The 26,065-nt window shown below is 64.2% G+C and carries 23 protein-coding genes; 9 read left to right on the top strand and 14 right to left on the bottom strand.

All coding sequences use genetic code 11. The features are described 5' to 3' along the window. Positions 1-2 precede the first annotated feature (2 nt). Positions 3-3,509, bottom strand: a complete 3,507-nt coding sequence (gene mfd / locus QQS38_RS00850; protein ID WP_479644070.1) for a transcription-repair coupling factor — start codon at positions 3,507-3,509, stop codon at positions 3-5. Positions 3,510-3,698: 189 nt separating this feature from the next. Between mfd and ispD the strand changes: the two genes are divergently transcribed. Both ispD and ispF read left to right on the top strand, forming a co-directional pair. Further along, the gene (gene ispD, locus QQS38_RS00845; protein WP_479643483.1) at positions 3,699-4,418 is read left to right on the top strand and encodes a 2-C-methyl-D-erythritol 4-phosphate cytidylyltransferase; all 720 of its coding nucleotides are present in this window, start codon (positions 3,699-3,701) and stop codon (positions 4,416-4,418) included. A gap of 103 nt (positions 4,419-4,521) precedes the next feature. Further along, positions 4,522-5,013: a 2-C-methyl-D-erythritol 2,4-cyclodiphosphate synthase gene (gene ispF / locus QQS38_RS00840; RefSeq protein WP_479643482.1), complete on the top strand. Its 492-nt coding sequence runs from the start codon at positions 4,522-4,524 to the stop codon at positions 5,011-5,013. Positions 5,014-5,188: 175 nt separating this feature from the next. Here ispF and QQS38_RS00835 read toward each other — a convergent pair whose 3' ends face one another. The 4 genes from QQS38_RS00835 to ompR all read right to left on the bottom strand — a co-directional run bounded on the left by QQS38_RS00835 (position 5,189) and on the right by ompR (position 8,653). Next, positions 5,189-5,716 (bottom strand): carboxymuconolactone decarboxylase family protein, encoded by a 528-nt coding sequence (locus QQS38_RS00835; RefSeq protein WP_479643481.1) that lies wholly within the window; start codon positions 5,714-5,716, stop codon positions 5,189-5,191. A gap of 78 nt (positions 5,717-5,794) precedes the next feature. After that, a complete protein-coding gene (locus tag QQS38_RS00830) occupies positions 5,795-6,343 on the bottom strand; it encodes a peroxiredoxin (protein ID WP_479643480.1) in 549 nt (182 codons plus the stop codon). A 188-nt stretch (positions 6,344-6,531) separates the two neighbouring features. After that, positions 6,532-7,881: an ATP-binding protein gene (locus tag QQS38_RS00825; RefSeq protein WP_479643479.1), complete on the bottom strand. Its 1,350-nt coding sequence runs from the start codon at positions 7,879-7,881 to the stop codon at positions 6,532-6,534. A 37-nt stretch (positions 7,882-7,918) separates the two neighbouring features. After that, positions 7,919-8,653, bottom strand: a complete 735-nt coding sequence (gene ompR / locus QQS38_RS00820) for an osmolarity response regulator transcription factor OmpR (RefSeq protein WP_414719320.1) — start codon at positions 8,651-8,653, stop codon at positions 7,919-7,921. Between the two features lie 234 nt (positions 8,654-8,887). Here ompR and QQS38_RS00815 point away from each other — a divergent pair, with 234 nt between their 5' ends. Next, positions 8,888-9,226, top strand: a complete 339-nt coding sequence (locus tag QQS38_RS00815) for a hypothetical protein (protein WP_479643478.1) — start codon at positions 8,888-8,890, stop codon at positions 9,224-9,226. Positions 9,227-9,418: 192 nt separating this feature from the next. Here QQS38_RS00815 and hpnD read toward each other — a convergent pair whose 3' ends face one another. After that, a complete protein-coding gene (hpnD, locus tag QQS38_RS00810) occupies positions 9,419-10,300 on the bottom strand; it encodes a presqualene diphosphate synthase HpnD (protein ID WP_479643477.1) in 882 nt (293 codons plus the stop codon). Between the two features lie 145 nt (positions 10,301-10,445). Then, positions 10,446-10,643, bottom strand: coding sequence for a hypothetical protein (locus QQS38_RS00805; protein ID WP_479643476.1), 198 nt, complete (start codon positions 10,641-10,643; stop codon positions 10,446-10,448). Between the two features lie 285 nt (positions 10,644-10,928). On the opposite strand from QQS38_RS00805, the gene QQS38_RS00800 reads away from it, so the two are divergent. Both QQS38_RS00800 and QQS38_RS00795 read left to right on the top strand, forming a co-directional pair. After that, positions 10,929-12,128 (top strand): NnrS family protein, encoded by a 1,200-nt coding sequence (locus tag QQS38_RS00800; RefSeq protein ID WP_479644069.1) that lies wholly within the window; start codon positions 10,929-10,931, stop codon positions 12,126-12,128. Between the two features lie 176 nt (positions 12,129-12,304). After that, a complete protein-coding gene (locus QQS38_RS00795) occupies positions 12,305-13,648 on the top strand; it encodes a nicotinate phosphoribosyltransferase (RefSeq protein WP_479643475.1) in 1,344 nt (447 codons plus the stop codon). Between the two features lie 35 nt (positions 13,649-13,683). Here the strand turns inward: QQS38_RS00795 and QQS38_RS00790 are convergent, their stop codons facing one another. The 5 genes from QQS38_RS00790 to QQS38_RS00770 form a co-directional block, all read right to left on the bottom strand. Beyond that, positions 13,684-15,108 (bottom strand): aspartate aminotransferase family protein, encoded by a 1,425-nt coding sequence (locus QQS38_RS00790; protein ID WP_479643474.1) that lies wholly within the window; start codon positions 15,106-15,108, stop codon positions 13,684-13,686. Positions 15,109-15,145: 37 nt separating this feature from the next. Next, positions 15,146-16,480, bottom strand: coding sequence for a glutamine synthetase family protein (locus QQS38_RS00785; RefSeq protein ID WP_479643473.1), 1,335 nt, complete (start codon positions 16,478-16,480; stop codon positions 15,146-15,148). A gap of 52 nt (positions 16,481-16,532) precedes the next feature. After that, positions 16,533-17,294, bottom strand: a complete 762-nt coding sequence (locus QQS38_RS00780; protein WP_479643472.1) for a gamma-glutamyl-gamma-aminobutyrate hydrolase family protein — start codon at positions 17,292-17,294, stop codon at positions 16,533-16,535. 143 nt (positions 17,295-17,437) lie between these two features. Further along, on the bottom strand, positions 17,438-17,644 hold the full coding sequence (locus QQS38_RS00775) for a hypothetical protein (protein ID WP_479643471.1): 207 nt from the start codon (positions 17,642-17,644) through the stop codon (positions 17,438-17,440). A 585-nt stretch (positions 17,645-18,229) separates the two neighbouring features. Beyond that, complete coding sequence (locus QQS38_RS00770; protein ID WP_479643470.1) at positions 18,230-19,642, bottom strand: MFS transporter; 1,413 nt, start codon at positions 19,640-19,642, stop codon at positions 18,230-18,232. A 143-nt stretch (positions 19,643-19,785) separates the two neighbouring features. Between QQS38_RS00770 and QQS38_RS00765 the strand changes: the two genes are divergently transcribed. Next, positions 19,786-20,658 carry a LysR family transcriptional regulator gene (locus QQS38_RS00765; protein WP_479643469.1) on the top strand — a complete coding sequence of 291 codons (873 nt, stop codon included), beginning with the start codon at positions 19,786-19,788 and terminating at the stop codon, positions 20,656-20,658. A gap of 186 nt (positions 20,659-20,844) precedes the next feature. Further along, positions 20,845-23,031 (top strand): prolyl oligopeptidase family serine peptidase, encoded by a 2,187-nt coding sequence (locus tag QQS38_RS00760; RefSeq protein WP_479643468.1) that lies wholly within the window; start codon positions 20,845-20,847, stop codon positions 23,029-23,031. A gap of 43 nt (positions 23,032-23,074) precedes the next feature. On the opposite strand, the gene QQS38_RS00755 is transcribed toward QQS38_RS00760, so the two are convergent. Next, positions 23,075-23,488: a hypothetical protein gene (locus QQS38_RS00755; protein WP_479643467.1), complete on the bottom strand. Its 414-nt coding sequence runs from the start codon at positions 23,486-23,488 to the stop codon at positions 23,075-23,077. Positions 23,489-23,707: 219 nt separating this feature from the next. Between QQS38_RS00755 and QQS38_RS00750 the strand changes: the two genes are divergently transcribed. Continuing rightward, the gene (locus QQS38_RS00750) at positions 23,708-24,310 is read left to right on the top strand and encodes a DJ-1/PfpI family protein (protein ID WP_479643466.1); all 603 of its coding nucleotides are present in this window, start codon (positions 23,708-23,710) and stop codon (positions 24,308-24,310) included. Here QQS38_RS00750 and QQS38_RS00745 read toward each other — a convergent pair. Continuing rightward, positions 24,295-24,489, bottom strand: a complete 195-nt coding sequence (locus QQS38_RS00745) for a hypothetical protein (protein WP_479643465.1) — start codon at positions 24,487-24,489, stop codon at positions 24,295-24,297. The two genes, QQS38_RS00750 and QQS38_RS00745, sit on opposite strands and share 16 nt — an antisense overlap. Before the next feature lie 158 nt (positions 24,490-24,647). Here QQS38_RS00745 and QQS38_RS00740 point away from each other — a divergent pair, with 158 nt between their 5' ends. Beyond that, positions 24,648-26,057, top strand: coding sequence for a NarK family nitrate/nitrite MFS transporter (locus tag QQS38_RS00740; RefSeq protein WP_479643464.1), 1,410 nt, complete (start codon positions 24,648-24,650; stop codon positions 26,055-26,057). Positions 26,058-26,065 lie beyond the last annotated feature (8 nt).

Here is a 26,065-nt window from a genome sequence, read left to right as displayed (position 1 = left end):
GTTCAGCGCGCGGCCACGGGTGCGTTCTGCCGCGCCGGCGCACCGAGGGCGCGCAGCGATTCCTTGACGGTCGCCAAGCGCACCGAGAGATCCGGGCTGCGCGTCTCGATTCGAAGCTTGTCTTGCCCCGCGAGCTTGATGTGCTTGTGCTTCTGCACCATCTCGATGATGCGCATGGCGTCGATCGGCGGATTGGGGATGAATTGCAGACTGATCGCGTTCTCGCCCGCATCGATCTTCGAAATGCCGAGCGGCTTCGCCGCTAGCCTGAGCCGATGGGTTTCCACGAGCGCATGCGCCTGTGGCGGCAGCTTGCCGAAGCGGTCGATGAGTTCTTCTTGGATATCGTCGATCGAGTCGCTGCTCTCGCAGCTCGCGAGCCGTTTGTAGATCGACAAGCGCTCTTGGACGTCGCCGCAATAATCGGCCGGCAGAATCGCCGGCGCGTGCAGATTGATTTCGGTCGTTGCCGCGAGTGGCGCGGTGAGGTCGGGCTCTTTGCCATTCTTGAGCGCTTTGACCGCGTCCGCGAGCATATCCGAGTACAGTTGGAAGCCGATCTCGTGAATCTCCCCCGATTGCTTGTCGCCGAGCACCTCCCCGGTGCCGCGAATTTCGAGGTCGTGCATCGCGAGATAAAACCCCGAGCCGAGCTCCTCCATCTGCTGAATCGCTTCCAGCCGCCGCTGCGCTTGCTTCGTGAGCCCTTGCGGGTCGTGCACGAGCAGGTACGCGTACGCCTGATGATGCGAGCGCCCGACGCGGCCGCGCAATTGATGTAACTGAGCGAGGCCGAACTTGTCGGCCCGGTGAATGATGATCGTATTGGAGCTCGGCACGTCGATGCCGGTTTCGATGATGGTCGTGCACAGCAAGACGTTCGCACGCTGCGCCACGAAATCGCGCATGACGCGTTCGAGTTCGCGCTCGTGCATTTGCCCATGGGCCACCGCAATGCGCGCTTCTGGCACGAGCGCTTCGAGCATTGCCCGGCGGTTCTCGATCGTTTCCACTTCGTTGTGCAGGAAGTACACTTGGCCGCCGCGTTTGAGCTCGCGCAGCATCGCCTCGCGAATCACGCCGTCTTCCTCGCGCCGCACGAATGTCTTGATGGCCAGGCGCTTCTGCGGCGCGGTCGCGATCACGGAAAAATCGCGCAAGCCCTCGAGCGCCATGCCGAGCGTGCGCGGAATCGGGGTGGCGGTGAGCGTGAGCACGTCCACCTCGGCGCGCAGCGCCTTGAGCGCCTCCTTCTGGCGCACGCCGAAGCGGTGCTCTTCGTCGATGATGACGAGTCCGAGCCGTTTGAAGTGCACATCGGACGAAAGCAGCTTGTGCGTGCCGATGACGATATCCACGGAGCCTTCGTTGATTTGCGCGATGGCCGTGTTGACTTCCTTGGTCGATTTGAAGCGCGACAGTTCGGCCACGCGCACGGGCCAATCGGCGAAGCGGTCGGTGAACGTTTGCGTGTGCTGTTCGGCAAGCAGCGTGGTGGGCGCGAGCAAGGCGACTTGCTTGCCGGCCATCACGGCGATGAACGCGGCGCGCAGCGCTACTTCGGTCTTGCCGAAGCCGACGTCGCCGCAGACGAGCCGGTCCATCGGACGGCCCGCGGTCATATCGCCGATCACCGCGGCGATGGCCGCGGCCTGGTCGGGCGTCTCTTCGAAACCGAAGCTTTCGGCGAATTTCGCATAGTCGCGCGGTTCGAGCTTGAATGCGTGGCCTTCGCGCGCCGCGCGCCTTGCATAGAGATTCAATAATTCGGCCGCCGTGTCCCGAATTTGTTGCGCTGCCTTGCGTTTCGCCTTTTCCCATTGGCCGGAGCCGAGTGCATGCAGCGGCGCGCTTTCCGGGTCGGCCCCGCTGTAGCGCGAGATGACGTGCAACTGGGCGACGGGCACATAGAGCTTGCTGTCGCTCGCATACTCGAGGTGCAGAAATTCGGTTTCGCCTTCGCCCAAATCCATCGTGACGAGGCCCATGTAACGGCCGATGCCGTGCTGAGCGTGCACGACGGGGTCTCCGACCTTCAGTTCCGACAGATCGCGCACCATCGAATCGACGCTGCTCGCCTGCTCTTGGCGGCGGCGGCCGGCGCGCCGGGCGAGCATGCCGTAGAGCTCGGTCTCGGTAACGAGCGCGAGCCCTGCGCCGGGCAGCGAGAAGCCGCCCGTCAACGGCGCGACGCCCAGCGCGAAGCGCTCGTCGCTCGTCAGCCAATCTTGGAAGCTGTCGATGGTGGCGGGGCGCAAACCGTGCTCGGCGAATAGTTGCGCGATCGTCTCGCGCCGCCCGGCCGATTCGGCGACGACGAGCACCCGCCGCTCGCCGCTTTCCAAATACCGGCGCAGCGCGAGCAGGGGATCGTCGGCATGGCGATCGACGGCGAGCGCGGGCAGCGGGCTCGCCCAAGCGCCATCGCCGCTCGCCGGTAGCACGAGGCGGGCGAATGGCTTGGCGAGCGCGTAGAAATCGTCGTCTGACAGAAACAGACGCTGCGGCTCGAGAATGGGGCGCTCGCGATCGTGCGAGAGGAAGTTGTAGCGCTGCTTCGTATCGAGCGTGAAGCGGCGGATCGCCTGGTCGAGATCGCCCACGAACGCCAAATGCGTGCCCTCGGGCAGGTAGTGAAAGAGCGTGGCGGTCTCGTCGAAGAACAACGGCAGGTAGTACTCGATGCCGGCCGAAGGGACACCGTTGCCGATGTCCTTGTAGATCGAGGAACGGCTCGGATCGCCTTCGAACACTTCGCGCCAGCGGCTGCGGAAAGCCGAGCGCGCCGCTTCGTCGAAAGGAAACTCGCGCCCCGGCAGCAAGCGCACGTCGCGCACGGGGTAGAGGCTGCGCTGCGTGTCGGGGTCGAACGCGCGAATCGAATCGACTTGATCGTCGAACAAATCGATGCGGTACGGCAGCGGCGAGCCCATCGGAAACAGATCGATCAGCGAGCCGCGCACGCAATACTCGCCTGGACGCACGACTTGGCTCACGTGCTCGTAGCCGGCCAGCGTCAATTGCGCCTTGAGCTTGGCTTCGTCCAGCCGCTCGCCTTGAGAGAACGAGAACGTATAGGCGGCCAGAAAGGCGGCCGGCGGCATGCGATAGAGTGCTGTCGTGGCGGGCACGAGCAGGATGTCGCAGCGGCCCTCGCCGAGATCGTGCAGCGTCGCGAGCCGTTCCGAGACGAGGTCCTGGTGCGGCGAAAAGGTGTCGTAGGGCAGCGTCTCCCAGTCGGGCAGCAAGCGCACGCGAGCGTCCGGTGCGAACCATGGAATCTCTTGCGCAAGGCGCTGGGCATCGACAGCGCTAGCGCAGACGACGGCCAGGAGCGGCGCCGCGCCGGCGGTCGAACTCTGTTGCGGCTCGCGTGCGGCTTGGCTGTAGCGGGCGAGCAGCAGGGCGTCGGACGAGCCGTGCGTGCCGTCGAACGCGAAGCGTTGCCCCGGTTTGACGCGTTGGAGCGGTAGAGTGACGGCGGCTAAAGAGTGATCGGTTTGCGGCATGAGCAGGAGCGAGCGGCCTTGCGTGTGAGCGTGGCGAAGCCCCGCTGCGACGCCGTGAGGCGCGTGCGAAGAGGGGCTTTCGAGTGCCGGGCGCACGACCGTCGATCGATAAGGCGCCCGGCGCAAAACGCCTATTATAAAATCCGTTGTCTATTTTTGATCGGCCGCCTGCGCGGCCCGCCCGATTTCGTGACTTCCCGCTTTTTCGCATTGATTCCTTGCGCGGGCACCGGCAGCCGCTCCGGCGCGCCGATGCCCAAGCAATACCGCACCGTGGCCGGGCGCGAACTGTTGTATTTCACGCTCGCCGCGTTCGACGCCTGCGACGAACTTTCGCAAACGCTCGTCGTCATTTCGCCCGATGACACGCATTTCGACGAAGCCCGCTTCGCACCGTCGCGCTTTGTCGCGCGGCGGTGCGGCGGGGCATCCAGACAAGCATCCGTGAAGAACGGGCTCGACGCGCTGGCAACGTTGGGTGCACGCGACGACGACTGGGTGCTCGTGCACGACGCGGCGCGGCCGGGCATCACGCCTGCGCTCATCCGCTCGCTGATCGCCGCGCTCGCGAACGACCCGGTGGGGGGAATCATGGCGCTGCCCGTGGCCGATACGCTCAAGCGCGTCGACATCGATCGCGGCGATCGCATCGCACGCACCGAGTCGCGCAATGGCCTATGGCAGGCGCAGACGCCGCAGATGTTCCGCATCGGCATGTTGCGCGAGGCAATCGCGCGGGCCGAGCGCGACGGCCACGATTTGACCGACGAGGCGAGCGCAGTCGAATGGTTGGGGCATGCGCCCCGCCTCGTGCAGGGCAGCTTGCGCAACTTCAAGGTTACGTATCCGGAAGACTTCGCGCTCGCCGAGGCCATCTTGACGCAGGATCGGCCGCAAGGCGGGCGATAACGCCGCCGTTTGCCGGCACGTGCCAGGAACGAACCATCCCTCGGCCGCAATCACGATCGCCGTCGATATCGCGGCGGCAATTGGCAACCCATAGGACGTGAACATGAATCTCAGAATCGGACAGGGCTACGACGTGCATGCGTTGGTGCCCGGGCGGCCGCTCATTATCGGCGGCGTGACCGTTCCCTACGAACGCGGTTTGCTTGGGCACTCGGATGCGGACGTGCTGCTGCATGCCGTGACCGACGCGCTGTTCGGCGCCGCGGGGCTGGGCGATATCGGTCGTCATTTCCCCGATACGGACACGCGTTTCGCCGGCGCGAACAGCCGCGTGCTGCTGCGAGAATGCGCGGCGCGCATCAAGCAGGCAGGTTTTGCGATCGTGAACGTGGACAGCACCGTCGTTGCTCAGACGCCGAAGCTCGCGCCGCATATCGAGGCCATGCGCGCCAACCTGTCGCAGGACCTCGCACTGCCTCTCGCCTGCGTGAACGTCAAAGCCAAGACCAATGAAAAGCTCGGGTATTTGGGCCGGGGGGAAGGGATCGAGGCGCAGGCCGTCGTATTGCTCAGCGGCGCGGCACAAGAAGCGTAGGGAGACGCATAGGGGGCAAGCGGCAGCTCATGCAGAGCCCCCTTGGGTCAGGCGGGGGCACGGTGGGGCCGCGCCGCGGCTCGCGCGGGGACCCGTGCAAGGGCTCTTGCACGGTATGCGCAACGGTATGCGCAATAGGCCCGCGCACGGCCCCGGCGAATCGAGTCTGGTCCCGTTACTTCCCTTCCGCGGCGATCACTTGCGCGGCGGCGTTGACCACAGCAGCGATACGACCCACGTCGCGCAGCTGCTGCACCGACATTCCTTGCTCGTTCTTGAGCAGCGCGAAGTGCGACTGGATGCAGAAATGGCACTTGCCCACGATCGATGCGGCCAGCGCATACATTTCGAAACGACGCTTGTCGACGCCGCCATGCGAGGCGTAGGCGCCCATCCGCAGCTCGGCGCGTTGGGTCTTCAGATCGGCGTCGTCTGCCATCTCGACGAACGGATACCAGACGTTGTTCATCCCCATCAACGCAGCCGCCGTCAGCGCGCCGTTCAATTCCTCGGCCGAGAGCACGCCCGACGCGCGGATCGCCTCGACGATCGTGCGGCTCTTGGCAGCGAATGCGGCGGCCAGCGCCACGCCCACCGCGTCATTGCCTTCCAGCGACGAACGCGCGATCGTACCGTCCAGGTTCAGGCGAATATCCTTCGCGTAGTCGGGGATGAGTTCCTTAATTGAATTCAAGAATTCCATTGTTTTCTCCTATCGCTGCGTCGATAAAAAAGCCCGCCGGCTTCGAGAGACCATAGCGGGCTTCGCGCCAGGGTGCGCTTACAGCGTCGCGCCGCCGACCGAGCGGTTGCACGGGCACAGCTCGTCCGTTTGCAGGCCGTCCAGGATACGCAGGATTTCTTGCGTGTTGCGGCCCACGTTCAGGTTGTTGACCGAAACGTGCTGAATGGTGTTGTCCGGATCGACGATGAACGTTGCGCGCAGGGCCACGCCGGCTTCCTTGTCGCGCACGCCCAACTGATCGATGAGCTCGCCCTTGACGTCGCCGAACGCATAGTGGTTCAGCTTGTCGAGGTCCTTGTGCTCGCGGCGCCATGCGAGCTTGACGAACTCGTTGTCCACGCTGCCGCCGAGCAGCACGGCGTCACGCTCTTCGAAATCCTTTTGCAGCTTGGCGAATTCGACGATTTCAGTCGGGCAAACGAACGTGAAATCCTTCGGATAGAAATAGATGATCTTCCACTTGCCGGGGAACGACTGTTCGGTGATTTCTTCGAATGCCGATTGACCGTTTTCTTCGTGGTGGTTGAAGCCCGGCTTTGCTGCGGTGACGGTGAACGCTTCGAGTTTATCGCCGACGGTTTTCATGCGGTGACTCCTGTGTCTGGTTGGGAAGAAAAGCGTTGTTCAAAAGTACCTGCTCGCTGTAACGAATGCGTTACACAGCCCTACTGTATTCCTATTGAATTCAATAAGCAATAGAATTTAACTAACGAACGGGATAGAATTTTCCAACTGGGGCGATAGCCTGCGCGCGCCGCCGCCGTTTTCGCGCCTCACGCGCTCTTTGCGAGGGGGAACTCGATCGTAACTTCGAGCCCCGGACCCGGTGCGCGGTTGCGCAGCTTGAGCGTGCCGCGGTGACGGCTCACGAGGCGCTGCACGATGGCCATGCCTAGGCCGGTTCCGTTTGCCTGGGTGCGCGCCGAATCGACGCGATAGAACGGACGCGTGACGAGCCCGATTTGGTCCTCGGGAATGCCGGGTCCTTCGTCCAGCACGCTCAACTCTACGCGCGAATGCGAAACGCGGGTTTCCAGCATGATGTGCGGAATGCCGTCGCCTTCGCTCACACCGTACTTCTTGGCGTTTTCCAGCAAATTGCCGACCACGCGCCGCAGATCGGTTTCGTCGGCTTCGATGACGGCTTCGTCGGCTAGCCGCGAAATCAGGCGCACGCCGTCCTCGCTCGCCATGCGCGCGGCCATTTCGCCCGCGATCACGGAGAGATCGACCGCACGCGAGAAGTGTTGCGGCGGCCGCGCGTAGTCGAGGAAGCGCCCGATGATCGAGTCCATCTGCTCGATGTCGTCGATCATCGCGTCTTTCGTCGTTTGATCGGACGGACTCATTTCCGTTTCGAGCCGCAAGCGCGCGAGCGGGGTGCGCAGATCGTGCGAGATGCCCGCGAGCATCAGCGCACGGTCGGCCTCGAGTTGCTCTAGGTCGCGCACCATTTGGTTGAAGCTGCGATTGGTCTCCGCCGCCACGCCCAGGCCGCGCTCGGGCAGCGGCTCCGGCGTGTGACCCAGGCCGACTTTGCGGGCGGCGGCCGCCAAGCGCGCAAACGGCCGGTTCACGAGGCTCGTGATGAAGGCGGCGCCGAACAAGGATAGCGCGAGCGCGAACACGCCCCAGCCGGCCCACTGCAACCCGGTGACGCTATCGAGCTGATCGCGATCGAGCGCGACCCAGTAGTCGTCGTCGTCGATCTTGAAGCTGATCCACACGCCGGGTATGTCGTTGACCGACTGCGCGATGACGGTATCGTCCCCGAGCCGGCCGCGGATGTCGTGCTCGATGAGTCGGTTCAGCGACTCGTCGGGCTGCAGCTTGAACTTGTCCGTGGATTCGCGTGGATAGACCCGCACGCCTTCGTTGCTTTCCAAGTCCTGGAGCAGCGCGCGGCGCAAGTCAGGATCGGAGTACAGCAGGGCCGTGCGCGTGAGCTTGACGACAGCCACGAGCTGCAGCGCCACGCGCTGCGCCCGCGGCTCGCGCTCGATCACGCGGAAGCTTTGAAACCACGCGGCGAGGCTGACCGCGATCAACAGCGCGATCAAAAGAAACGTGCGCCAAAACAAGCCCCCGAACGCGTGGGCGAGAAACCGCCGGTCGATGCGCATGGGGATTATTCCGGTGCGCTAGGCGACAGAGCGAAGGTCACGCCGCGCCGTCGGGAATGAAGACGTAGCCGAGGCCCCAGACGGTTTGAATGAAGCGGGGACTGCTGGGATCGACCTCGATCAACTTGCGCAGACGTGAGATCTGCACGTCGAGGCTGCGGTCGAAGACCTCGTATTCGCGCCCGCGCGCAAGCTCCATCAGCTTTTCGCGCGAGAGCGGCTGGCGCGGATGGCGCGCGAATACTTTCAGCACGGAGAACTCGCCCGTCGTGAGCGGGATCTCTTGGCCCGACTTGGTCAGCGTGCGCGTGGCCAGGTTCAGCGCGAAATCGCCGAATTCGAATACCTCGGCGGTCTCCGAAGGCGCGCCGGGTAATTCCGACGGCGACTGGCGCCGCAGCACCGCGTGAATGCGCGCGACGAGTTCCCGCGGGTTGAAAGGCTTGGGCAGGTAGTCGTCGGCGCCCATCTCGAGGCCGACGATGCGATCGACGTCCTCACCCTTGGCCGTCAGCATGATGATCGGCGTGCGATCGTTGCTGCCGCGCAGCCTGCGGCAAATCGACAGGCCGTCTTCGCCGGGCAGCATGAGATCGAGCACGAGCAGGTCGAACCGCTCGCGCACCCAGAGCTTGTTCATCGCGGGCGCGTTCTCCGCAACGTAGACGTTGAAGCCTTGCTCGCCTAGGTAACGGCGCAGCAGATCGCGCAAGCGGGGGTCGTCGTCGACGACGAGAATCTTCGAAGGGTTTTTAGTTTCCATGGGCGGCATCTTAGCGCGATTGGAAAGCAGGGCGCGAAACGTGAAATTGTAGGGTTACAGACAGTTACAAAATTTACCCGTGTTGATGCGCCGCGTAAACGGCGTCCACTTAAACTGCTTCACGAATAGCGGCTGTTCGGTGGATACTTCATCCCATAACATCTTTCGCTCGCGCTCGACATCGATCGGGCATCTGCACACGTAATTCGAGGTAGCCGGTTGCCGCATGACGAAGGGAACAAGATGACGGTGGGACGCGCGTTGCCGCGCTTGCGTGCGCGGGTCGCCGCGGTCGCCATCGCCGGCGCTGTCGCCAGTCTGACCATCACAGCCGAAGCACAGGCACAAGGGCCGCTGCGCGAGCGGGCAGCAGCCCATCCGGCGCATCGTCGTTACCTGCCGCCGCAGCGCGCGCCGCTCGCGAATCCGGCGCCGCCGGGCGCCTCCGCATCGATCGTGCACACCGCTTCCGCACCGGGCGATTTCAGCGATCACCAACGCGACGGCCACATGACTGCCGACGAACGGCGCTTGTTGCGGCAGCATATCGAAGACGCAGTGCGCGAACTCTACAAGCGGTAAGCGCTGGCCCACGCGCCTTCGAGCGCGGCAACAACCCGTTTGCTATGTTCGACTTGCATCGTCGCGGCGAGCTCTCCCGTTAGTGTCCATTAGACACGTACGGCACATACGGCCTTAGGCCCTTAAACCGTTGGCCCGCGAGGCCGGATTGCCCAGCTGTTCTCACGCGGGCCGACGTGAATCTGCGGCATGTCAGCGCTTGCGGGCCGCGCGCCAAGCGATCCACAGTTTTCGGATCGGCGTGAGTGCAATCCGTTGGTGAAGCACTTGAAACCGGTCGCGCTCGATCTCCTCGAGCAGCGCGAGCGACAGGGCCGCTTGCGCTTTGAGCGTGCGCTGCGTGGGGCGCTCGGCCGGCGGTACGCCGGCAAGCGCCGCATGCAGCGAATCGCGCGCGCGATTCGTTTGAAAACGCATGAGTTCCGTGAAGGCCGGCGTGTACTTGCGGTTGATTAGTTCGGCCGCTGTCACGCCGTAGCGCTGCAATTCGTCGATCGGCAGGTAGATGCGCCCGTGGCGCGCGTCGTTGCCGAGCTCTTGCACGAACTGCGCGAGCATGAGCGCGTTGCCGAGCGCGGGCGCCCATTCCCGAGTGCGCTCCGGCTCGCGTGCCGTGACGCGAGCGATGCCGCTCGCGAATGCGCCGCCGACGCGTTCGACGTAACGCGTCAGATTGGCGAAATCGAGGTAGCGCGCTTGGTCCAAATCCATCTCGAAGCCGGCGACGAGTGCGCGCAGCATCGGCGCTTGCGCTTCGATATCGTCGCAGTGGGCAGCGAGCGCTTGGGAGACCGGGTGTGAGGGTTGTCCGCCGGCCAGCGCGGCCGTTTCCTTTTGCCACCACGCCAACTTCGTCCGTCCGACGGTCGGATCGGTCGTGTCCTTCGCCGTTTCTTCCAACTCCCGGCGCAGCGCGAACAGGGCGGTCAACAACGGCTGCCGCGCGAGCGGCGCCTGGCGCAGAGCATAGTAGGCGCTCGAACCGGCGGGCGCGGCCTTCTGCGCACAATATTCGTCGAAACTTGGAACAGAGGAAGAACGGGACTGTGACACGGTGGACGAACGGTGGGACATCGAATGGGTGGACGGGCTGCGAGCGAGCGGCGCACGCGGCCGGCCTGCCGGCCAGCGCCGCCGCGCGACGCTCGCTGCGCGCTTCGGTGCGGATACTACCGCACTTCGCTACCCACCGCCGTCATCGCCGGCCGGCTCGCGGGACTTAATGCGGGCGTCTCGTCACCGCCCTGACTACGCTCGCGCCGCGTTCGGTCAGTCGCAACTGCGGGCCCGTAACCAATTTGTCCAGCGCGACGAGTTGGCGCTCGACGAGCGAAGCCAAGTCGTCTCGATCGACGCCGTCCAAGTCGCGTTTGCCTCCGATCAGCAGGAGCGCGGCGAATTCGTGTGGACTGAGCATGTCTTCCTCCCTTGGCCGATGACTGGTTTCAGCTACACGATAGAGCGACGGCGGGATCCTGCTGACGAGCAAATTGTCGCAGTGACCCACCAAACGGCTACCAACGCGCTATGCTTGCCGTATTTGTATCACCATGTGATGTATATGGATGGGGCATCGGAATCCCGCACGGACGCGGGAGCAGGCGCGATCGGCTTCGCAAATCGCGCATTCGGCGGACGAAACGAACGCCTAATATGAATGCCTCGGGCGGCGATATGCCGCTCAAGGGGAAACGGCATGACAATGAAGATCAATGAGCCGCTCGAGCGCGGCGCAACCGAGCAGGCACCGGGGCTGCCGGTCTTGCGCCTCGGGTTCCGTCCTTTTTATCTAGCCGGGGCCGCATTCGGTTTCGTGGGCATCGCGCTTTGGTTATCGACGCTGCGCGGTCACGGCGGGGCGGGGCAGACGGCGCAATTGTCGGGCGTGCTCTGGCACGTGCACGAGATGCTGTTCGGGTTCGCGGCGGCGATCGTCGTCGGGTTCTTGCTGACGGCCGTGCGCGCCTGGACTTCGCGGCCGACGCCCACCGGCGCGTCGCTAGGCGCGCTCTGGTTGCTTTGGGCGGCGGGGCGCGTGCTGGTTTGGACCGGCCCCGAGCCCGTTGCCGCCGTCGTCGACGTGGCGTTCCTGCCGATTGCGGCCCTCGTGCTTTTGCGCGTGCTGATCGCGGCTAAGAATCGGCGCAACATGTTCTTGCCTGTCGCGCTGGCGTTGTTGGGCGTGCTCAATGCGCTGTTTCATTGGTACGCATGGCAGGGCCGCGTCGATCTGGCTTTGCGCGCGGCCTATGCAACGACGGGCCTCGTCATCATGTTCATCGCCGTCATCACGGGCCGTGTCGTGCCGATGTTCACGACCAACGCGATCAAAGGCTTGACCATCAAACGTTGGAAGTTCATCGACGCCTGGGCGACTCCCATGCCCCTGATCGCTCTGATTGCGGATGCGGCCGGCGCACCGGGGCCGCTCGTCGCCGCCTGCGCCGCCGCAACGGCGATCATTCATCTGGTGCGCATGGCGGGGTGGCGCTCATGGCGGGTCGGGGCGCGCCCGATTCTGTGGGTGCTGCACTTGGCGTGTCTCTGGATTCCGGTGGGTTTTGCGCTGCTCGCTTGCTCTGCGCTCGGCTTGATTCCGCATTCGCTCGCGATTCACGCGTTGACGGTTGGGGCGATGGGCGGCGCGATCATGGCGATGATCACCCGCACCGCGCTCGGCCATACAGGGCGTGTGCTGGTTGCCGGTCCGTTCGAAATCGCCTGCTACTGGCTGATGATCGTCGCCGCGCTCGCACGCGTGTTCGGTCCGCTGATGTTCCCCGGCGCGACCGACATGTGGATCGATATCGCCGGCGGCGCTTGGTGCGCGGCGTTTCTCGTCTATCTGGTCCGCTACGCGCCTTTCTTGACCTCTCCCCGGATCGACGGCAAACCGGGTTGATTCGCGTCGGTTCACGGCCTGGGGAAGCGGTTCGAAGGATGACGGCGGCAGACATTGATCGGAACATTGCCGCCGCGTCGCACCGGGAATCGTGCGCATACGTTAGCGACCGCGCTCAGCGCTAGGCGGGAGTCGGGCATCATGTGATGCGATGACCCGAACGGGAGAGGAACGCCATGAAGCTATCGCTCGGTAGCGCGCTTCTCACCGATCTGTATGAATTGACGATGCTCCAGGCGTATTTCGACGCCTGCATGAACGACACCGCATCGTTCGAGTTGTTCGTGCGTGCGCTTCCCACGGGGCGCAACTTTCTGCTGGCGGCCGGGCTCGAGCAAGTCGTCGACTACCTCGAGCAACTTCGTTTCAGCGCCGAAGAGTTGTCGTCGTTGTCGCGCACCGGGCGGTTCTCCACACCCTTTCTCAGATCGCTGGAGCACCTGCGCTTCACGGGCGACGTCGACGCGATGCGCGAGGGCACGGTGTTCTTTCCCGACGAGCCGTTTTTACGCATTACCGCGCCGATGCGTGAAGCGCAGCTCGTCGAAAGCCGCCTCATGAATCTTGCGCATTTCGAAACCTTGATCGCAAGCAAGGCCGCGCGCTGCGTGCTCGCGGCGCCCGAAAAGCTGCTCGTCGATTTCGGGCTGCGCCGCGCCCACGGCGCGGAAGCCGCCTGGCTTTCGGCGCGTGCAAGCTTCCTAGCCGGTTTTGGCGGCACGGCAACGCTGAGCGCCGGACTCGCGTTCGGCATTCCCGTCTATGGGACGATGGCGCATTCGTATGTGCAGGCGCACGACGACGAAGCCTATGCGTTGGAGCAGTTCGCACGGTCTCAGCCAACGAACGCGACGCTGCTCATCGACACGTACGACACGGAACACGCGGCGCGCAAAGTCGTCGCGCTCGCGCCGCGTCTGGCAAAGGACGGCATCTCGATTCAAGCCGTGCGGCTCGATAGCGGCGATTTGGGCGAACACGCGCGACGCGTGCGGCGCATCCTCGATGCGGGCGGCCTCGCCGGCGTCACGATCTTCGCGAGCGGCAACCTCGACGAGTACCGGCTGCGTCAATTGATGGACGAGCAGGCGCCGATCGACGGCTTCGGAGTGGGCACGCGCATGAACACGTCGGCCGATGCGCCATATCTCGACTGCGCGTACAAGCTCGTCGAGTACGCGAACGAGCCGCGGCGCAAGCGTTCGGAAGGAAAGGCGACGTGGCCGGGACGCAAGGCCGTGTACCGCGTGTACGGAGCGAACGGCGTCATGGCGGGCGACCTCGTTACGCTCGAGCGCGAACGGCGCGACGGCGAGCCGCTGCTCGAGCCCGTCATGCGCGGCGGAAGGCGCTGCGGGCCGCCGGTGACGCTTGAAGCGGCGCGCCAGCACGCGCAGCGAGGGCTGCGGGCGCTGACGCCGGCGCAGCGCGCGCTGGACCGCAACGAGCCGTACCCCGTGGCGATTTCCGACGGCTTGCGCGAGTTGGCGCGTCGGCTCGACGCGGGGCTCGGGCCGTAAGCGGTGATTCGTAGGCTGCGAAGCACGAGCCCGCCTCAGGAGCCGATTCGCTTTGCCGTCGCATCGATCGCGCATTTCGCCTTCTCCACGATTTCGTCGATTTGCGCGCGCGTGATGACGAGCGGAGGCGAGAGCAACATGCGGTCGCCCGAGGCGCGCATGATGAGGTTGCCGTCGAAGCAGAAGTCGCGGCAGAGCGAGGCGATCTCGCCGCCGTTCGCGAAGCGCGTCCGTGTTCGCGGTGCTTGCGCGAGTTGAATGCCGGCGACGAGGCCCACGCCTGCGACTTCTCCGACGATAGGATGGTCTTCGAACGCTTGCCGCAGGCAAGCTTGAAAGTAGGGGCCCGTGTCGGCTTTGACGCGCTCGACGATCCGCTCGTCGCGCAAGAGCGTGAGGTTGGCCACGGCGACTGCCGCTGCCACCGGGTGCCCCGAGTACGTCAGCCCGTGATTGAACTCGCCGTTCTCGATGATGGGGCGAGCGATGCGATCATGGAGCGCGACCGCGCCCATCGGGACATATCCGCTCGTGAGGCCCTTGGCGAGCGTGAGCAGATCGGGGTTGAAACCAAAGTGCTGATGGGCAAACCACTCGCCGGTGCGCCCGAACCCGCCGATCACTTCGTCCGCAATGAGCAATACGTCGTATTTGCGACAAATGCGCTCGATTTCAGGCCAATAAACGGCGGGTGGGAAGATGACGCCGCCCGCGCCTTGAAACGGCTCGCCGATGAACGCAGCGACGTTGTCGGCGCCCAATTCGAGGATCTTCGCTTCCAGTTGCCGCGCGCGAGCCAGGCCGAATGCCTCGGGCGTCGTGTCGGCGCTCGCTTCCCCAAAAAAGTAGGGCTGATCGATGTGAACGACGTGCTCGACTTTCGACGGCATCTGTTCATGCATGTACGCCATGCCGCCGAGCGTGGCGCCCGCGATCGTCGATCCGTGATAGCCGTTCTTGCGCGAGATCACGTATTTCTTCGACGGTTGGCCTTGCGTCGCCCAGTATCGATAGACGATGCGCAGCGCGGTGTCGTTGCCTTCCGAGCCGCTGCTGCAATAGAAGAAATGATTGAACGGCGCGGGCGCGAGTTCGGCCAGCAATGCGCAGAGTTCGATGATGGGCGGATGCGTGGTCTTGAAGAAGGTGTTGTAGTAGGGCAGCGTCGACAATTGGCGGTAGCCGGCCTCGGCGAGTTCTTTGCGGCCGTACCCGACGTTGACGCACCATAGCCCTGCCATGCCGTCGATGATGCGATTGCCGTCCGAATCCCACAAATAGACGCCGTCGGCTTTGACTATCACGCGGCTACCTGCACGATTGAGCGCACCCATATCGGAGAACGGATGCAGATGGTGCGCGGCATCGAGCGCGCGGTAGTGGGCCGTGCTCGGCTCGGGGCGCGCTTGCCCATCGGGTGCGAGATCGGGCCGATCGAAGATGTCGAATTCGGAATTCATCGGGTTGGCTCCATTCGGTTGCGATGCGTCGAGTGCTTCAAACGTGCAGCAGCAAGTGCCGGCGCTCCCAAGAACTGATCACGCGGAAAAATGCGTCGTATTCCGTTTCCTTCAGCGCGAGAAACGCTTTCACGAAGGTTTCGCCGAGAATCGAGGCGAGCGGTTCGGAAGCGCCCATCAGCGTCAGGCCTTCCTCCAAATTGCGCGGCAATTGGTAGGGCATGCGGTAGCCGTCGTTTGCAAGCGGCTCGGTCGGCACCAGGCGTTGCGTGAGGCCGAGATAGCCCGCGGCCAACGTGCCGGCAATCGCCAGATAGGGATTGCAGTCGACGCCTGGGATGCGATTCTCGATGCGGCGTGCGGCGGGCGAAGAATGCGGTATGCGAAAGCCCACGGTGCGGTTGTCGTAGCCCCATTGGACGTTGATCGGGGCGGCCATGAAGCGCGATAGGCGGCGATACGAATTGATGTACGGCGCGAAAATAGGCATGAGTGCGGGCGTATATTTTTGCAGGCCCGCGATGTATTGATAGAACAGTTCGGTGGGCTCGCCCTCGCTGCCCGTAAATAAATTTCGGCCCGTTTCCGCATCGACCAAGCTTTGGTGCACGTGCATGGCGGAGCCCGGTTCCCCTTCCATCGGCTTGGCCATGAATGTGGCGTACATGTGATGACGCAATGCCGCTTCGCGCACCGTGCGCTTGAATAGAAAGACGCGGTCGGCCAGATTGAGCGGGTCGCCGTGCAAAAAGTTGATCTCCATCTGCGCTGCGCCCACCTCGTGAATCAAGGTGTCCACCTCGAGCTCTTGAAGGTCGCAGTATTCGTAGATGTCTTCGAACAATGGGTCGAACTCGTTGACGGCCTCGATGGAGTAGGCTTGCCGGCCCGTTTCCGCACGGCCCGTGCGGCCCACGGGCGGGCGCAACGGCAAGTCGGGGTCCTTGTTGACTTCGACCAGATAGAACTCGAGTTCGGGCGCAACGACAGGCTTCCAACCCTTGGCCTCGTACAACTCGAGCACGCGGCGCAACACCCTTCGTGGGGAAATCGCCACCGGCGTGCCGTCGAACTTCACGCAGTCGTGGATCACTTGGGCCGTGGGATCGACTGCCCATGGGATCAGCCGGATCGTCGAGGGATCGGGCACGCAGAGCATGTCGGGGTCGGTGATGCCGGTGAGACTGCCGTCGTCGGGATATTCGCCGGTGACGGTCTGGATCATGACCGCTTGCGGCAGGCGCATCGCTTCGCCCGCTTCGAACTTGCTGCGCGGAATGATCTTGCCGCGCGCGATGCCGGCCATATCGGGGATGATCGCCTCGATTTCCGTGATGTGATGTTTGCGAAGAAACTCGTCGATGACTTGCATGGCTTTTCTCGGTTCGTTGTGATGTGCGCGTCGGCCGCGCGCTTCGGAAACGCTATGAGCCGCGCGCGGCTAGCCGCGCACGGCATGCCTCGCCGAAGGCGCGAAAGATGGCGCGCGAAAGCGGATCGTGCGCATGCCTCCATTCGGGGTGCCACTGCACGCCTAGCGCGAACGTGCGCGCACCGGCGGGGCGGATGGCTTCGATCAGGCCGTCGGGGGCGATGGCCTCGACGATGAGATCCGGTGCGAGCGCGGCGATCCCTTGCGTATGCAGCGAGTTCACGCGAGCCTGCGCGCAGCCGCCGTTCAGTGTGTGCAGCAAGCCGTTTTCGACGAGACGAACCTCATGGGCGGGGCCGTATTGCACGTCGAGCGGATCGGCGTGACGCTCGCGGTGATCGGTGAGGCCGTCGACTTCATGCACGCGTTGATGCAACGTGCCGCCGTAGACGACGTTCATCTCTTGGCATCCGCGGCAGATGGCAAGCACGGGCATGCCCGCGTCGATCGCGGCGCGCATGAGCGGCAGCGCCGTTGCGTCGCGCGCACGGTCGTGCAGCGTGCCCGGCTCGCTCGGCTCGCCGCCGTAACGATCGGGCTCGACGTTCGACGCACTGCCGGTGAAGACGAGGCCATCGAGCGCCGCCAGCATGTCCGCGCTCGATTGCCGTGCTCCGAGTGCAGGCACGATGACCGTGAGCGCCTGCGCGCCGTCCACCACGGCCATGACATATTTGTGGCCTGCGACGTGCGCCGGGTGGGCACCGAATTCGGTCGTGTCGGCGATCACGCCGACGAGCGGTTTGTTTAGCATAACTAACTAATATCGGATGATGTGCGGTCGTTGCCGGCATGCGCGACCCCGCGGGGCTTTGCTAGGCGCGCGCGGACCCGCACGCCGAAGAGGCGTGAATCGCTTGCGCACGGCGCTGGATGAGTTGCGGCGGAAAGGAGGCGCTACGGCAGCAACGAGGCCGCGTCGTCGATATGCACGGCGATATGCGCGCGGGCCGACGTGACGTTGTGGCGGCGAATGGAGCGGCGCGAAAGGATGGTGAAGACGGACAGAACCCGGCGAAACGCAAGTTTGCCGGTGCAGCCGTCGGCGATGGCGCGGTCGGCGCGCAAACCATTCGCGCGCGTACTGCGATTCCATCTAACCAAAGGGCCTCGGACTCTCACGATGACACTCGACTCGGTGATGTTCAGGGTATTGCGGGTCCCACGCGCACAGCGCATGGCACGACTCGGCGGACGCCCAGGCCGGGTCGGCGCCGAGCATCGACCGATGCGGCGCAGCGCGGTGCAGCTATCACCGGTTACGACACATCGCCGACCAGAACCTACAGATGAGCATATACGAGCCAGGATTACCGTCAAATCCGTTTAAGGAATGCTTCGGCGCGTGTCGTCTGCAAGGGCGCGGAAGATGTTGCTCGATTATGCAATATTCGCTCGCTTTCCGTCTCCGAACGATGAATATTGCGCAGATTCTTCGTTGCTGTATGGCAATGCTGCGCGGCTGTCAGATTAATCCCAATTCTCGCAGCATGCCGGATTGGCGAACCGGCGACAGCTCTCGCCACAGCTCGCCTCTGGTTTTGTCTTGATTCAGCCCTGCCTAGGGCAGCCGCTGCAGAGCAGCGACGGCACGTTTCGGCGCAGGTCGTCGGTTGGTTTGATGGCGCATTGAACAAGCGTACCTATGCCGGCCGGTTGTCGTTCATTGACAGTCCACTGCGCCGCAGGTCAGATATCCCGGCGCGCGGCGCCCGCCGATCGAGCGGCCAGGAACGCGGAACCCGCATAAGTTACGCCCGCCATCGCGCCGACCACGATCAAAGCCGTCGACAGTTGCGCACACAACAGTGTGGCCGCACCGGCGAACGCGACCCCCAACAAGCTCCCGGCTTGGCGCAACGCATTGAGCAGGCCCGATGCGACGCCCGCCGATTCGCCGGGCACCTGTTCGAGAACCGCCGCAATCATCGGCGGCACCGAGAGGGCGGTACCGATGCCGAAGGCGGTCATGGCCGCGAAGACGAGTTCCCAGACGGCGTTCCATTCGAGCGCTAGGGCCATGGCCGGTCCTGCGACGGTGGCGACCGCAAGGCCGATCGTCATGAGATGCGTTGCACTCAAGCGTGCTTGCAGCTTTCCGGCGAGCACGTTGCCCAGCGAAAGGCTCGCTGCCATCGGCAACATCGCCAGCCCGGTGTGCCGTGCATCGAGGCCGCGTACGCCGTGCAAATACAGGCTCAGCACGAACAGCAGACCGAAGTAGCCGACATAGACGAGCGTACCGCTCACGTTCATCGCGACGAAGGTCGCATTGCGAAACCACGCAAGGGGCACCATGGGATCGGCGTTGCGGCGCTCGGCAACGATCAGCAACCCCGTGGCGAGGAGCGCGAGCGCAATGGCCGCGTGAACTTCGCGTGCGCCGATGCCGCGCGTGGGCAGCTCGATCGCCGCGAAGCAGAGCGCGGCAAGCGCAATGGTGCTGGCGACTTGGCCGGCCCAGTCGAACCGGCGGAACTTCGCCGGATTGGTTGCGCGAACAACTATCGCGGCGCCTGCCAGCGCCGCGATTCCGGTCGGCACGTTGACGAGAAATGCGCTGCGCCAGCCGAAAGCGTCGACCAGCAGCCCGCCGGCCACGGGGCCGATCGCGGCAGCGACCGACGCGATGCCGGCCCACGCGGCGATCGCCTTGGCGCGCTGCGTTGGATCATCGAACGTCGCACGCACGATGGCGAGGGAGGCGGGTAAGAACAACGCGGCGCCCATGCCCTGAGCGAAGCGTGCGGCGATCAAGAGCGCGACCGACGGCGCGAGCCCGCATGCCGCCGAGGCGAGAACGAACAGCGCCAAGCCGCATAGGTAGACCGTTTTGGCGCCGAAGCGGTCCGATGCGACGCCACCGGCGAGGATCAATGCCGCAAAGCTGAGCGTATAGGCATCGACGATCCACGCGAGGGCCCCGACGGATGCGTCCAGATGCGTGCGCATCGCGGGCAGTGCGACGTTGACGATCGTCGTATCGAGCACGGCCATGAACATGCCGCTCGCCACGAAAGCGAGCGTGAGGCGCCGCCGCGCGGCGGCATAGCGGTCGGCGCGGGGTGCGGACGTGAGCGGTTGTGCGATGCAGTCGGTCATGGAAGCCTCCGGCTAGAAGCATGGTGTTCAATTCAATACCGCAAGTCTATAAACTGGTGGCGCTGCGATAAAGCAGTGAATCTGCACGGCCGTGATGCAAAAATGCATCAAGCTCAGCGGTGTACGAGGCTTCGTAGATAGCGATGACAAACTGGGACAACGCACGTTTTTTCTTGGCGGTGGCGCGCGCGGGTACGTTGCGCGGCGCCGCGGCGCGGCTGGGCGTCGATCAAGCGACGGTCGGCCGTCGCATCGCGACGCTCGAGCAGGCGCTGTCGGCGCGCCTTTTCTTGCGCACGCCGACCATGTACGTGCTGACCCCGGCCGGCGAGGCGCTGATCGGGCCGTGCGAGGCGATGGAGCAAGCCGTGCATCAAGTCGAGCGGCGCATCGTAGGCATGGACGACCAATTGTGCGGCGCGATACGGGTGGCGACCACCGATTCGCTCGGCAAGCGCTTCGTCGTGCCCGCGATCGCCAAGTTGCGGGCGGCGCATCCGGGCATCGAAGTCATCTGCGTGACATCGCCGGGCGTGGCGAATCTGACGCGGCGCGAGGCGGACATCGCCATTCGCACGCTGCGGCCCGAGTCGCCCGATCTGATCGTGCGCCGCCTGGCGCAACTGGAGTCGGGCCTTTATGCCTCGCGCGCCTATTTGGCGGCACGGGGCGAACCGCGCGAGGGCGAGGCGTTCGACGGCCACGATCTCGTGATGTATCAACGGCCCGTGGTGCCGTCGATGTGGGAAGCGTTATGCGGCGAGCCGACTCATCGCGGCAGGGTCGCCTTTCAAACCTCTTCGACGATGATGCTGTTCGAGGCGGCCATTTGCGGGCTGGGCGTCACCGAGCTGCCGTGTTTTCGAGCCGATGACGAGCCCGAACTGGTCCGCATCATGCCCAAGCGCTGCGACCGCTTCGATGTTTGGCTCGTGACCCATACCGATTTGTACAAGACCGCACGTGTGCAGGCGTTCGTCGACATCGTCGCGCGCGAATTCGAAGCGGCGGCTTGATGCGGGGCAGCTGCCGCCGTGGGCGAGCCCTTTGGTCGCGCGCGGGCGTTACGGCAGCGCGCGGTTGTGGCGTCCGCAATACCCGCATCGATGCGCGATTCGCGGCGTCATTCGAGCAAGCTCTCTACCATCGCGAGGCACGCCGCGCGTTAATCTTGCGCGTCGTTACTTGGAGCGATCACAACAATGAAACGAAACAAGTCTCTTCTGGTCGTAACGCTTCTGTCTTGCCTGAGCGCCGCTAGCACTGCGTGGTCTGCCGATGCGCCCCCCGTCGCCCCGGTGCGGCCGGTGACCGACACCTATTTCGGCACGCCGTTCGTCGACAATTACCGCTACATGGAGAACCTGAAGGCCCCCGAGGTACAGTCCTGGATGAAAGCGCAGGACGACTACACCCGCCGCGTGTTGGCCTCCATTCCCGGGCGCGACGCGCTCGCCGCGCGCATCGAAACGCTAATGGGCGGCGATTTGCGGCGTACGGATTTCACGCGCCGCGGTCATCGCCTGTTTTATCAAACGGCCGCAGCGGGCGAAAACCTCTTCAAGCTCGCGTATCGCGACGGCGTCGATGGACAGGAGCATGTGCTCGTCGATCCGGCCGCGCTCTCGACCGATAGCTCGCGCCATTTCGCGCTCGATTGGTATGCGCCGTCGTGGGACGGGCGCTACGTGGCCTACGGCATTTCGGAGGGCGGCTCAGAGAAGAGCGTGCTGCATGTAGTGGAAGTGGAAAGCGGCAAGGCGCTCACCGAGGCGATCGATCGCACGAGCTCCTGCGTCGTCTCCTGGCGCCACGACAACCGCTCGTTCTTTTATCTGCGCTACCCGCAGGCGGGCCCCGATACGCCGCCCGCATTGAGCGAATACAACGCGGTGACGCGATTGCATGTGCTCGGCCGGCACGCCGACGGCGAAGGCGACGAAGCCGTCTTCGGCCGCGGCGTGTCACCCAAGCTCGACGTGCCCGAGGGGCAGGGCACCTATGTGCTGCTTGCGCCCGATTCGCCTTACGCCGTTGCCGTGGCGAACCACAACATGGACGACAACCCGAACACGTTCTACGTCGCTCGGGTCGCGCAGATCCACGGCGCCGGCACGCCGTGGAAAAAGATCGCGAGCCCCGAGGACGGCGTCGTCGACGTTCAACTGCACGGCGATCGCCTCTACGCATTGACGGGCAAAGATGCCCCGCGTTTCAAGCTCGTATCGGCGCCGCTGGCCCACCCCGATCTCGCACACGCACAGGTAGTCGTGCCGGAAGGCGCCAACGTCATCGACAGCTTCACGCTCGCAAGCGACGGCATCTATCTGGCCGAGCGCGCGGGCGCGACGTTCGAGCTGCATCGCACGGGACTGGACGGCAATGACGCGCGCACGATCGGGCTGCCGTTCGCGGGCGCGATCCGCGATCTCAAGCCCGATGCGAAGCTGCCGGGCGTGATGTTCGAATTGCGCGGCTGGATCAAGGCGCCGCGCGAGGTTGCCTATGCGCCCGGGGCGCAGGCCGCAGCCGATACCGGATTGATTCCGCCGTCCAAGACGGAGTCCGATGAACTCGAAGCGCAGGAAACCTTCGCGACGAGCTACGACGGCACCCGCGTGCCCATTTCGATCATTTCGACGAAGGGCATCCGGCGCGACGGTTCGCACCCGACCATCATCTACGGCTACGGCAGCTACGGCTTGTCGCTGGATCCGAACTACCAGAGCGCATGGCGCGCTTGGTTCGAGCAGGGCGGCATCATGACGGTCGTGCACATGCGCGGGGGCGGGGAGTACGGCGACGCCTGGCATCGCGCGGGGCAGAAGCGCTGGAAGATCAATACGATGTTCGACTTCCTGGCGGGCGCGCAATACATGATCGATCAAGGCTACACGCAGCGCCGGTATTTGGTGGCCAACGGCCGCAGCGCAGGCGGCATCGTGATGGGCGGCGCGCTGACGATCGATCCGGGGTTGTTCCGCGTGGTGCTCGACGATGTCGGCGTATCCGACGCGTTGCGCTTCGAGACCGAGCCCAATGGGCCGCCGAACGTGCCCGAGATGGGCTCGACATCGAACGAAGCAGGGTTTCACGGCCTCTATGCGATGAGCGCGTATACACACATTCATGACGGGACGCCCTATCCGGCAGTCATGTTCACGACGGGCGCCAACGATCCGCGCGTGTCGCCGTGGCACATGCTGAAGATGACGGCGCGCGTGCAGGCGGCGACTTCGAGCGGGCGGCCGGTCCTGCTGCGTGTCGATTACGATGCGGGGCACGGCATCGGCTCGAGCGTCAAGCAAACGGCCGATCGTTTCGCCGATGAGTGGGCGTTTTCCCTCTGGCAGGTGGGCGCTGCGGGGTTTCAGCCGAGCGCTCACTGAGCGGTTCGACCGTCCGGCGCGCCAGCGGGGCGGGCCAGGCCCGCTACGCGCTACGGCGCGCGTCGCCGTCCTTGCGGCTGCCGTTCGCTACGGCTGCCGGTTTCCCGAACCATGCGACCTCCGCTTGCAGCGAGGCGGCATAAGAGGACCAGCCCTGCGGGTTGTCGCGGAATAGATGCTCACGTACCGACGCGGCGAGCGCTGCTCGATCGAGCGGCGCTTCCAACAGCAACTGCGGCCATAAGCAAAACGCGCGCAAGGCGGCCGCTGCGAGATCGCGCACGGTCATCTGCTGGTAGCTGTATTCGAGAAGCGGCACATCCGCGAGCAGCGGTTGCGCCTCGATCAGTTCGGCGAGCGTTTCATCGCCGCGCTGGTGTTCCATCAGCAGGCTCGTCGTTTGCATTACGCTGCCCAAATGCAGCAGCAGGGCTCGGCGCTCGTAGCTGTCGTCCATGCGATGCTCCTTGCCGCGGTGATGCGGCCCTGGTTTCTGTTCGCGCGCGCCTGTTGGGGGCTGCGCTCCCGTTGCCGCCATCGTAGGCGAGCGCGGCCGTCTTCGCGTTGATTGGCGTCAATCGCACCTTCCGTCATTCTTCTTTTGATTGCACGGCGCATTGGGCATAGGATAGTCCACCCCTCAAGCCATACAAGGCGTCACCGCCCGTTAAATCCTATGCATATCGCCATCCTTACCTTCGACGGCTTCAACGAACTCGACTCCCTGATCGCGCTGGGTGTGCTCAATCGCATCAAAAAGCCGAATTGGCGCGTATCGCTCTGTTGCCCGCAAGCCGAGGTGGTCTCGATGAATGGCGTCAGCGTGCGCGCGCAGTCCGTGCTGGAAGACGCTCGCGCCGCGGATGCGGTGCTGGTCGGCAGCGGCGTGAAGACGCGCGAGATCGTCGCCGATGCCCAACTGTTGTCGCGTCTCGCGCTGGATCCGAGCCGTCAATTGGTTGCGGCGCAGTGCTCGGGCGCGCTCGTCTTGGCGAAGCTGGGCTTGCTCGAGGGCATGGTGGCTTGCACGGATCTGACGACGAAGCCTTGGGTGAAAGAGGCTGGCGTCGAGGTCCTCGATCAGCCGTTCTTCGCGAAAGGAAACGTCGCGACGGCGGGCGGCTGCCTGGCCTCGCCTTATCTCGCGGCGTGGATCATTGCGCGTACGGAGGGGATCGAGGCCGCCGCTTCGGCGCTGCATTACGTGGCGCCCGTGGGCGAAAAAGAGGCGTACGTGGAGAACACGCTCAAGCGCATCTCGCCTTACTTGATGCCGTGATAGAGCAGGCGTCCTGCCCTGGGGCGCCATTCATGCCTAGCGCCGTTGCCCGCCGCGCGGCGCTCGTCCATTGCCGCGCTCAGCTGGCTGCAGCTCGATCGATTCTGCCCCTCTCCCGCTTGCGCGAATTTGACGCGCGTCAACACCTCGCATGAACGTGACAGAGTCGCTTCGGACATCTTGTCGCGTGAAATATCACTCTTTGAGCTAGTTGATCCGCATCAATTTGCGCAACGCGCCGACCGGTTAGCTTCTCAGTCGTCGGCGCGAGCTTGTTCGCAACACCTCTCCAACCAGCGCGACGCCGACGCCAAATCCAATTGATAGAGGTGTCGTCATGAACATCCGTTCGCTGACGCAGCGAAGCGGTCATACGCTCGAAATCTGGACGCCCGAAGACAAAGCTTTTTGGGAGCGCGAGGGAGAAGCCGTCGCGAAGTTGAATCTGTGGATCTCCGTGCCGGCCCTGTTCTTGGCCTTCGCGATCTGGCAGGTATGGAGCGTGGTGGCAGTAAGTTTGCCGGCGCTCGGTTTCAAGTACTCGACCGACCAACTCTTCTGGCTCGCGGCGGCCCCGGCGCTCAGCGGTGCAACGTTGCGCATCTTTTACTCGTTCATGGTCCCGCTCGTCGGCGGGCGGCGCTGGACCGCGATTTCCACCGCTTCGTTGCTCGTGCCCGCACTCGGCATCGGCTTCGCGGTGCAAGATAACACCACGCCTTACACGACGATGCTCGTGCTGGCATTGCTGTGCGGCTTCGGCGGCGGCAACTTCAGCTCGAGCATGGCCAACATCAGCTTCTTTTTTCCGAAGGAGCGCAAGGGATCGGCGCTTGGCGTGAACGCGGGGCTCGGCAATTTGGGCGTGTCCGTCGTTCAATTCCTGAGCCCGCTCGTCGTCACGGCCGGCGTGCTCGGCATCTTCGGCGGCGCACCGCAAACGATCGTCAAGGCAGGTCACACGTCGCAGGTGTGGATGCAAAATGCGGCCTTCATTTGGGTGCCGTGGATTGCGGTCGCCTCGATCGCCGCCTGGTTCGGCATGAACGACATCGCGCAAGCGAAGGCATCGTTCGCGGCGCAAGCGGCGATTTTCCGCCGCAAGCACAACTGGCTCATGTGCTTGCTGTATCTAGGCACCTTCGGTTCGTTCATCGGCTATGCGGCGGGCTTCCCGCTGTTGATCAAAAACGAATTCCCGGCCATCAATCCGCTCGCCTATGCCTGGCTCGGCCCGCTGATCGGCGCGATCGTGCGGCCGTTCGGCGGTTGGCTCGCCGATAAGCTCGGCGGCGCGCGCGTCACGCTGTGGAATTTCATAGCGATGGCGCTGGCCGTGGGCGGCGTCCTCTTCTTCTTGCCGTCGGGACCGTCGGGTGGCAGCTTCGGCGGCTTCTTCGTGAGCTTCCTCGTGCTGTTCTTCACGACCGGCATCGGCAACGGCTCGACGTTCCGCATGATTCCCGCAATCTTTCTCGCGTTGAATTTGCGCGACGCCGACCCGAGCGATCGCGACGCCGTCGAGCGCGCGACCAAGCAAGGCAATACCGAAGCGGCGGCGACGCTCGGCTTCACCGCGGCAATTGCTGCATACGGCGGCTTCTTCATTCCGAAGAGCTACGGCAGCTCGATCAAGCTGACCGGCGGCCCCGAGGCCGCGCTGTACCTGTTCATCGGTTTTTATCTGATCTGTATCGCGGTGACTTGGTGGCAGTATGCGCGCCGTCGAGCACCGATGCCTTGTTGAGTTCGGAG

It is taken from the genome of Trinickia sp. Z7 (assembly GCF_056498045.1).
This window is presented reverse-complemented; position numbering and strand designations above follow the sequence as displayed.

Bases quoted from the DNA above. Each gene is read 5' to 3' on its own strand.
- QQS38_RS00785 (WP_479643473.1), bottom strand. From the start codon at position 16,480: ATGCAAGTCATCGACGAGTTTCTTCGCAAACATCACATCACGGAAATC.
- QQS38_RS00770 (WP_479643470.1), bottom strand. From the start codon at position 19,642: ATGACCGACTGCATCGCACAACCGCTCACGTCCGCACCCCGCGCCGAC.
- QQS38_RS00740 (WP_479643464.1), top strand. From the start codon at position 24,648: ATGAACATCCGTTCGCTGACGCAGCGAAGCGGTCATACGCTCGAAATC.
- QQS38_RS00795 (WP_479643475.1), top strand. From the start codon at position 12,305: ATGAAGCTATCGCTCGGTAGCGCGCTTCTCACCGATCTGTATGAATTG.
- QQS38_RS00800 (WP_479644069.1), top strand. From the start codon at position 10,929: ATGAAGATCAATGAGCCGCTCGAGCGCGGCGCAACCGAGCAGGCACCG.
- QQS38_RS00830 (WP_479643480.1), bottom strand. From the start codon at position 6,343: ATGAAAACCGTCGGCGATAAACTCGAAGCGTTCACCGTCACCGCAGCA.
- QQS38_RS00815 (WP_479643478.1), top strand. From the start codon at position 8,888: ATGACGGTGGGACGCGCGTTGCCGCGCTTGCGTGCGCGGGTCGCCGCG.
- hpnD (WP_479643477.1), bottom strand. From the start codon at position 10,300: ATGTCCCACCGTTCGTCCACCGTGTCACAGTCCCGTTCTTCCTCTGTT.
- mfd (WP_479644070.1), bottom strand. From the start codon at position 3,509: ATGCCGCAAACCGATCACTCTTTAGCCGCCGTCACTCTACCGCTCCAA.
- QQS38_RS00765 (WP_479643469.1), top strand. From the start codon at position 19,786: ATGACAAACTGGGACAACGCACGTTTTTTCTTGGCGGTGGCGCGCGCG.
- QQS38_RS00805 (WP_479643476.1), bottom strand. From the start codon at position 10,643: ATGCTCAGTCCACACGAATTCGCCGCGCTCCTGCTGATCGGAGGCAAA.
- QQS38_RS00790 (WP_479643474.1), bottom strand. From the start codon at position 15,108: ATGAATTCCGAATTCGACATCTTCGATCGGCCCGATCTCGCACCCGAT.
- ispF (WP_479643482.1), top strand. From the start codon at position 4,522: ATGAATCTCAGAATCGGACAGGGCTACGACGTGCATGCGTTGGTGCCC.
- QQS38_RS00760 (WP_479643468.1), top strand. From the start codon at position 20,845: ATGAAACGAAACAAGTCTCTTCTGGTCGTAACGCTTCTGTCTTGCCTG.
- QQS38_RS00750 (WP_479643466.1), top strand. From the start codon at position 23,708: ATGCATATCGCCATCCTTACCTTCGACGGCTTCAACGAACTCGACTCC.
- ompR (WP_414719320.1), bottom strand. From the start codon at position 8,653: ATGCCGCCCATGGAAACTAAAAACCCTTCGAAGATTCTCGTCGTCGAC.
- QQS38_RS00780 (WP_479643472.1), bottom strand. From the start codon at position 17,294: ATGCTAAACAAACCGCTCGTCGGCGTGATCGCCGACACGACCGAATTC.
- QQS38_RS00745 (WP_479643465.1), bottom strand. From the start codon at position 24,489: ATGTCCGAAGCGACTCTGTCACGTTCATGCGAGGTGTTGACGCGCGTC.
- QQS38_RS00835 (WP_479643481.1), bottom strand. From the start codon at position 5,716: ATGGAATTCTTGAATTCAATTAAGGAACTCATCCCCGACTACGCGAAG.
- QQS38_RS00825 (WP_479643479.1), bottom strand. From the start codon at position 7,881: ATGCGCATCGACCGGCGGTTTCTCGCCCACGCGTTCGGGGGCTTGTTT.
- QQS38_RS00755 (WP_479643467.1), bottom strand. From the start codon at position 23,488: ATGGACGACAGCTACGAGCGCCGAGCCCTGCTGCTGCATTTGGGCAGC.